This is a genomic window from Thermus brockianus, from assembly GCF_021462505.1.
GTDB lineage: Bacteria > Deinococcota > Deinococci > Deinococcales > Thermaceae > Thermus > Thermus hydrothermalis.
On sequence record NZ_JAKEDV010000012.1, the window covers coordinates 49,545 to 56,702 of the forward strand.

Here is a 7,158-nt window from a genome sequence, read left to right on the forward strand (position 1 = left end):
TTTTAGCCTATCGGGCGTACTCCACCGCCCGGCTTTCCCGCACCACCGTCACCTGGACCTGCCCCGGGTAGTTCATCTCCCGCTCAATGCGGCTTGCGATCTCCCGGGCCAGGAGCACCGCCTTGGCGTCGGTAATCTTGTCCGGCTTGACGATCACCCGCACCTCCCTCCCCGCCTGGACGGCGAAGGCGGTTTCCACCCCGGGGAAGGAGAGGGCGATGCGTTCCAGGGCCTCGAGGCGCTGGAGGTACTCCTCCAGGCTCTCCCGCCTGGCCCCAGGACGGGCGGCGGAAAGGGCGTCGGCGGCGGCCACCAAGACGGCGTAGACCGTCTCGGCGTTCTCGGGGTCGTGGTGGTGGGCGATGCCGTCAATGACCTCCTTGGGCTCCCCGAAGCGCCGGGCCAAGGCGATGCCGATCTCCACGTGGCTCCCCTCCACCTCCCGGTCCACGCTCTTGCCGATGTCGTGAAGGAGCCCAGCCCGCTTGGCCAAGGCGGCGTCCAGGCCCAGCTCCGCCGCCATAATCCCCGCCAGGTGGGCCACCTGCACGGAGTGCTTGAGGACGTTTTGGCCGTAGCTGGAGCGGAAGTGGAGCCGGCCCAAAAGCTGGATGAGGCCGGGCTTTAGCCCCACCACCCCGGCCTCCAAGGCCGCCTCCTCTCCCCTCTCGTAGATGAAGGTCTTCATCTCCTGCTTGGCCTTCTCCACCACCTCCTCAATGCGGCTTGGGTGGATGCGGCCGTCTTTTAAGAGCTCCTCCAGGGCCATGCGGGCGATCTCCCGGCGGATGGGGTTGAAGGAGGAGAGGAGGACCGCCTCGGGGGTGTCGTCAATGATCAGGTCCACCCCCGTGAGGGCCTCAAAGGTGCGGATGTTCCGCCCCTCCCGGCCGATGATGCGCCCCTTCATGGCGTCCGAGGGGATGGGGACCACGGAAACGGCGAGCTGGGCGGCGGTTTCCGAGGCCTGGCGTTGGATGGCCTGGGCCAGGATTTTCTGCGCCTCCCGCCGGGCCTCGAGGCGGACCTTCTCCAGGGCCGCCCGCACCCTTTGGGCCTTCTCCTCCTCCAGCTCCTGGTCTAGCTTTTCCAGGATGAGCCTGCGCGCCTCCTCCGGGGAGAGGCCCGCCACCTCGTAAAGCTTCTTTTCTATCTCCCTTTCCCGCTCCAGAAGCCCCGCCTCCCGCGCCTTCAGGGCCTCCTCCTTCTGGGCAAGGGCCTCCTCCAGGGCGTCCAGCTTTAGGGCCCGGGCGTCCAGGGCCTCGCCCCGCTTGGAAAGCCTTTCCGCCTCCCGGCGAAGCTCCTCCCTTTCCTCCTTCAGGCGCTCCCTTTCCGCCTTTAGCTCCTCCTGAAGGCCCCTAAGCCGATCCCTTTCCGCCCTTAGCTCTTCCCGCTCGGCCTTGAGGCGCTCCTCCAGCTGGGCCAGGCGGGCCTTGGCCTCGGCCTCCGCCGCCTCCGCCCGCCGCTTGAGCTCGGCCTCCAGCTCCCCCCTGAGGGCCTTGGCCCGGGCCTCCGCCTCCTCCCTTAGGGCCTTGGCCTCGTGCCGGGCCGTTTCCAGGATCTCCTTGGCCTCCTTCCGGGCGGCCTCCAGGGCCGCCTTCGCCTCCTCCTTGGCGGCCTCGAGGAGGCGCTTCGCCTCCTCCCCCGTGCGGTCCTCGCCCTTACGCCTTAGGAAAAGGGCCGCCAAGAGAAGGAGGACCAGGGCCAAAAGGACCAGGTCCAGAAGGCTCATTCCTCCCCCTCTTCGCTGGCGGCGAGGACCACCTGGTCGGCCCGCTCCAGGACCTTGGCCCGGATCTCCTCTAAGAGTTCAGGCCGCTCCTTGAGGAAGTCCGCCGCCTTCTCCTTGCCCTGGCCCAGGCGGTGCTCGCCGTAGGAGAACCAGCTCCCCGCCTTCTCAATGACCCCAGCAGCCACGGCCACGTTCACCAGGTCCATCACCGGGTCAAAGCCCTTGCCGAAGTAGATCTCCAGCTCCGCCTCGCGGAAGGGGGGGGCCAGCTTGTTCTTCACCACCTTGACCTTGACCTTGATGCCCACCGCCTCGCTCCCCACCTTGATGGGCTGGCCGCTTTTGCGCACATCCAGGCGCACGCTGGCGTAGAACTTGAGGGCCCGCCCCCCCGGGGTGGTCTCGGGGTTGCCGTACATCACCCCCACCTTCTCCCGCACCTGGTTGATGAAGATGGCGGCGGTGTTGCTCTTGGAGAGGACCGCGGTGAGCTTGCGCAGGGCCTGGCTCATGAGCCGGGCCTGGAGGCCCACGTGGGCGTCCCCCATGTCCCCCTCAATCTCCGCCTTGGGCACCAAGGCGGCCACGGAGTCCACCACGATGACGTCCACCGCCCCGGAGCGGGCCAAAAGCTCCACGATCTCCAGCGCCTGCTCCCCCGTGTCCGGCTGGGAAACCAGGAGGTCTTCCACCTTGACCCCAAGCCTTGCGGCGTAGAGGGGGTCCAGGGCGTGCTCGGCGTCCACGAAGGCGGCGATACCCCCTTGCTTCTGCGCCTGGGCGATGATGGTGAGGGCCAGGGTGGTCTTGCCCCCGGACTCGGGGCCGTAGATCTCCACCACCCGGCCCCGGGGAATACCCCCGATGCCCAAGGCCAGGTCCAGGCCCAAGGAGCCCGTGGGGATCACGTCCACCTGGAGCTTGGGCATCTCCCCAAGCCGCATCACCGCCCCCTTGCCGAACTCCTTCTCAATGGTCTTTAGGGCGTTCTCCAGCGCTTTCCTCTTGTTCTCGTCCATGTTCACCTCTTAAAGGGAATTTCTCCAGAATAGTGTACACGGGCCCCTTGGGCCGAAGCTCGGAGCGCACCAGGGCGAACTCCGTTACCGGCCACTCCAAGCCGAAGACCACGGGGGGTACCCGTGGGGCGGGGGCCTTGCGCCGGGCCAGGGTGATGTGGGGCTTGAAGGGCTTATCCCCTCCCGCCCTTAGGGCCTCCTCCCCCAAAAGCTCCGACACCCCTTCCCTCAAGGCCCCCGCCAGGAGGGAAAACCCTTCCCCCTCCGCCTTGGCGAACCAGACCCTGGGGGTGCCCTCGTTGGGGAAGTAGCCCGTGCCCCGGATGCGGGCGGGGAAAGGGGCATGGAGGCGCCCCAGGCGGTGGCCCAGGGCAAGGAGGTCCTCGAGGTCCCCTTCCGGCCTCTCGCCCAGGAAGAGCAGGGTGAGGTGGAGCTGGTGGGGCGCCACCTCCTTCCAGCCCTTATAGCGGGACACCTTTTCCTGGGCCTCCACCAGGGCCCGCCGCACGTCCTCAGGGAGAAAAACTGCGTAGAAGAGCCTCATGTCACCAAAAGGGCCAAGGCGGCGTAGACGCTCCGAAGCCGCACCGCCTCCCGGTCCCCGGGAAAGCGGTAGCGCCTGGCCTCCGTCCCCTTGGGCCCCGCCAGGGCCACGTAGACCGTGCCCACGGGCTCGCCCTCCAAGGGGTCAGGCCCCGCCACCCCCGTGGTGGCCAGGGCATAGGTGGCGCCAAAAAGGGACCTTGCGGCCTCCGCCATGGCCTTGGCCGTTTCGGCGGAAACCGTCTTGGCCAAAAGCTCCTCAGGCACACCGAAGCGGGCCTTGGCCCCTACGGAATAGGATACCACGCCCCCCAGGTAGAAGCGGCTCGCCCCGGGAACCCGGGTGATCTCCGCCCCGAGCAGCCCCCCCGTGAGGCTTTCCATGGTGGCCAGGGTGGCCCCCTCCAGCTCCATGCGCCTTTTCACCGCCTCGGCCAGGGTCAGGTCCCCTTCGCCCCAGATCTCCCGCAAAAGCTTCTTCTTGATCCTTTCCGCAAGCTCCGCCACCCGGTCCTCCCGGCCCCGGACCACCACCTCCACCCCGTGGAGCTTGGGGTAGGTGCCCACCTCCACCTCCTCGCCCCGGACGAAAAGTTCCCCAAGCCGCTCCACGATGTCCGACTCCCCGATGCCCCAGGTCTTGAAGACCCGTTCGGCGTAGGGCCTTGGGGGAAGGGCAAGCCTCGGGAGCACCTCCCGCCACATGGGCCGCCACTCGGGGGGAGGCCCCGGGAGGAGGACGAGGTCCTTGCCCCCCTTGCGCACCCACCAGCCCGGGGCGGTGCCCACGGGGTTTTTAAGCCAGGTGGCCGAGGGGATCTTCAGGGCCTGCTTGCGGTTGGCCGGGGGCATATCCCGCCCCCGGGCGCGGAAAAGGGCCTCAATCTCTGCCAGCACGGCCTCGTCCAGCTCCAAGGGCTCCCCCAGGGCCAGGGCCACCGCCTCCCGGGTCACGTCGTCCGGGGTGGGGCCAAGCCCCCCCGAGAGGACCACGAGCCGCGCCCGCTCCCAGGCCGCCCGCACCTCCTGGGCCAGGGGCTCGGGCTCGTCCACCACCCGCAGGGTCCTTTCCACCTTGAGGGCGTAGGGCTTGAGGCTTCGGGCGATCTCCGCCGTGTTGGTGTCCAGGGTTTCCCCGTAGATGAGTTCCGTGCCTACGCCGATGAGCTCTGCCCGCTCCACGCCGCCTCCTCAAAGGGAAGGGAGGAAAGGCGGTACCGCCCACCGCCCCCTTCCACCACCGCTCCAAAGGGCACCTCCGGCCGCACCACCCCTAGGCCCAAGGGGCCAAAGGGGGTGGCCTCGAGGCGCTTCGCCTCCCCCACCCGCTTGCCCTCCCAGAAAAGCTCCGCCGGGGCCTCCCCCCTTTCCACCACCCTCAGGCCCACCAAGCGGTAGGGCGCCGCCTTGCCCTCGGTGCGGGCCATGATCTCCTGGCCCACGTAGCACCCCTTGCCGTAGTCCACCAGGGAGAGGAGGCCCACGCTTTGGGGAAGCTCCCCCCGGATGTCGGAGAGGAGGGGAAGGCCTTTGAGGAGGGTGTAAAGGGGGTAAAGCTCCCCAGGCCACGCCCCCTCGGAGGTCTCCCCTAGCTCCTCCCGCCCGTCCGCATAGACCAGGCGGAAGAGGGGAAGCGCCTGGAGTTCCACCTGGTCAAAGACGATGTAGCGCTTAAGCCTATTCCGAAGGCCCTCGAGGGTGCCCCAAGGGGCGAGGAGGAAGCCCTCCTTGTGGGGGAAAACCGTGGCCGCCTCCTCTATCTGGCCCTTGTGGTTGAGGAATAAGGCCCCCATAGGGGCCGAAAGGCGCCTCAGGTCCCGGGTGCACTGCCCCTGGAGGAAGGAAAGGGCATCGGGCCCCCGCACCAGGAGGACGCCGGGAAAGGCGAAGAAGCCTTCCCCCGCAAGAGCCTTGGCCAACAGGGCCTCCATGCCTCCCATTATTGACCAAAGGGTCAGGAAGGGGGAGAATGGCGGACGTGCGCTTTTTCTGGGGCTCGTTTCTCGCCCTTTTCCTCGTGGGGGTCATCGTGGCCCTCCCGGGGGCGGCCCTCCCCCTTTGGCGGGCCCGGTACGGGGTGGGGGAGGAGGTTTCCTTCTTCTTCACCGTCCTCCTCCTGGGCCTCCTCCTCGGGGTACGCCTGGCCCAAGGGGAAAGGCGCCACCCCCTTTTTCCGGGGGCGCTTTTCCTGGTGGGGCTAGGCTTCCTGGGCCTAGCCTTGGCCCCTAGCTTCCCCTGGGTGGTGGCCCTGGCCTTTCTCTTAGGCCTCGGGGAAGGCACCATGAACGTGCACGGGAATAGCCTCGTGGGGGAGCTGGACCCAAGGAGGCGGGTGGAGCTTCTAAACCGGGTGAACGTGGCCTTTGGCCTGGGGGCGGTGACTACCCCCTTCGCCCTCACCTTCCTGCCCTATGGTCTCTTCCTCGCCCTGGCGGGGCTTTTGGCCCTTTTGGCCGCCTTCCTCGTCTGGGGAGCGCCGGCGGTGGCCCATGCGCCCCGGGGCGAGGCGGGGCGGCTATGGCCTTTTCTGCTCCTGGTGGCCCTCTACACCGGGCTAGAAGGGGCCTTGGCCACCTGGAACCGGGTCTGGCTCGAGGCCCTGGGCCACCCCACCGCCTTAGGGGGCGTGCTCCTCTCCCTCTACTGGCTTTTCCTAGCCCTAGGAAGGCTCGTCCTGGCAAGGCGGGTGGCGGCAAGGCCCCTCTTCGCCCTAAAGGCCCTTTTAGCCGGGGTGATGGGGCTCCTTTGCCTAAACTTCCTGCCCCCCACCGCCCTCCTCTTCCCCTTGGCGGGTTTCCTCCTCGGGCCCCTCTTTTCCACCCTCTTCGCCCTGGTCCAGGCCCGCTTCGGCCACAGGGCCCTGGGGGGGCTCATGTACGCCGGGGCCACGGGGAGCACCCTGATCCCCGCCCTCTTCGCCCTCCTGCCCCATGGGGGGATTCCCGTGGGGCTTTTGGCCCTGGCGGCGGGGATTTTCCTGCTTCTACGGGAGCTAGAGCGGAGGGAAGCCCATGCTTAAGGCCCTCCTCTTTGACCTAGACGGAACCCTGGCGGACACCGACCCCTTGCACCTCCTCGCCTGGCGGGAGGTCCTAAAACCCTTTGGGCTCGCCGTTGACCGGGACTTTTACCAAAGGCGCATCTCCGGCCGGCTAAACCCGGAGATCGTGCGGGACCTCTTGGGGCTAGAGGGCGAGGAAGCCGCTCGCCTCATAGAGGCCAAGGAGGCCCGCTTTCGGGAGCTCGCCCAGGGGCTTAAGCCCACCCCGGGGCTTTACGAGCTCCTTCAAGAAGCGGAGGCCAAGGGGCTCCTTTGGGGGGTGGTCACCAACGCCCCCAAGGAAAACGCCCGCCACGTGCTCCAGGCCCTTTCCTTGGAGCCCCCCCTCCTCGTCCTGGCGGAGGAGGTGGGCCGGGGGAAGCCCGACCCCCTTCCCTACCGGGTAGCCCTGGAGCAACTGGGGGTGGCCCCGGAGGAGGCTCTGGCCTTTGAGGACTCCCCTTCCGGGGTGCGGAGCGCCGTGGGGGCCGGCATCCCCACCTACGCCCTCCTCACGGGGCACGGGGCGGAAAGCCTCCTGGAGGCGGGGGCCAAGGCAGTCATTTGGACCTTTAACGAGAGCCTGCCGTTGTTGCGTCTGGAATAGGTATGTTTTTGTTTGGTAGATCTTTCTTGGACGCTCTCTTTTGCTTGCAGGGAGCCTAATCAGCATTGTAAAATGCCTCTACCCCGATATGGGGGGGAGGTGTTTTATGAGGAAAAGCATCCTGGTTCTGAGCTTTTTAGCGATGCTTAGAGGCTGTCGTAAAAGTCCTCCACGGCCAGCTACGCGGCCCTAGCCAGCCGCTTCACCAACAAGCGTA

Annotated in this window: 7 protein-coding genes; 2 read left to right on the plus strand and 5 right to left on the minus strand. The window is 67.5% G+C overall.

Going from position 1 to position 7,158, the window contains the following annotated elements; genetic code table 11:
• Nucleotides 1–7 precede the first annotated feature (7 nt).
• The 5 genes from rny to LXN00_RS12150 are packed head-to-tail and all read right to left on the minus strand — an operon-like array spanning nucleotide 8 to nucleotide 5,225.
• Nucleotides 8–1,732 carry a ribonuclease Y gene (rny, locus tag LXN00_RS12130; protein ID WP_234508571.1) on the minus strand — a complete coding sequence of 575 codons (1,725 nt, stop codon included), beginning with the start codon at nucleotides 1,730–1,732 and terminating at the stop codon, nucleotides 8–10.
• Nucleotides 1,729–2,751, minus strand: coding sequence for a recombinase RecA (gene recA / locus LXN00_RS12135; protein WP_234508572.1), 1,023 nt, complete (start codon nucleotides 2,749–2,751; stop codon nucleotides 1,729–1,731). The genes rny and recA overlap by 4 nt, the downstream gene beginning before the upstream one ends.
• Nucleotides 2,702–3,295, minus strand: coding sequence for an RNA 2',3'-cyclic phosphodiesterase (gene thpR, locus LXN00_RS12140; RefSeq protein ID WP_234508573.1), 594 nt, complete (start codon nucleotides 3,293–3,295; stop codon nucleotides 2,702–2,704). The genes recA and thpR overlap by 50 nt, the downstream gene beginning before the upstream one ends.
• A complete protein-coding gene (locus LXN00_RS12145) occupies nucleotides 3,292–4,476 on the minus strand; it encodes a CinA family nicotinamide mononucleotide deamidase-related protein (RefSeq protein ID WP_234508575.1) in 1,185 nt (394 codons plus the stop codon). Before LXN00_RS12145 ends, thpR begins: the two co-directional genes overlap by 4 nt.
• Nucleotides 4,449–5,225, minus strand: a complete 777-nt coding sequence (locus LXN00_RS12150) for a YgfZ/GcvT domain-containing protein (protein ID WP_234508579.1) — start codon at nucleotides 5,223–5,225, stop codon at nucleotides 4,449–4,451. Before LXN00_RS12150 ends, LXN00_RS12145 begins: the two co-directional genes overlap by 28 nt.
• A 38-nt stretch (nucleotides 5,226–5,263) precedes the next feature.
• Here LXN00_RS12150 and LXN00_RS12155 point away from each other — a divergent pair, with 38 nt between their 5' ends.
• Together LXN00_RS12155 and LXN00_RS12160 are read left to right on the plus strand one after the other, a co-directional pair.
• Nucleotides 5,264–6,313 (plus strand): MFS transporter, encoded by a 1,050-nt coding sequence (locus tag LXN00_RS12155; protein ID WP_234508581.1) that lies wholly within the window; start codon nucleotides 5,264–5,266, stop codon nucleotides 6,311–6,313.
• On the plus strand, nucleotides 6,306–6,941 hold the full coding sequence (locus LXN00_RS12160) for an HAD family hydrolase (protein WP_234508583.1): 636 nt from the start codon (nucleotides 6,306–6,308) through the stop codon (nucleotides 6,939–6,941). Before LXN00_RS12155 ends, LXN00_RS12160 begins: the two co-directional genes overlap by 8 nt.
• Nucleotides 6,942–7,158 lie beyond the last annotated feature (217 nt).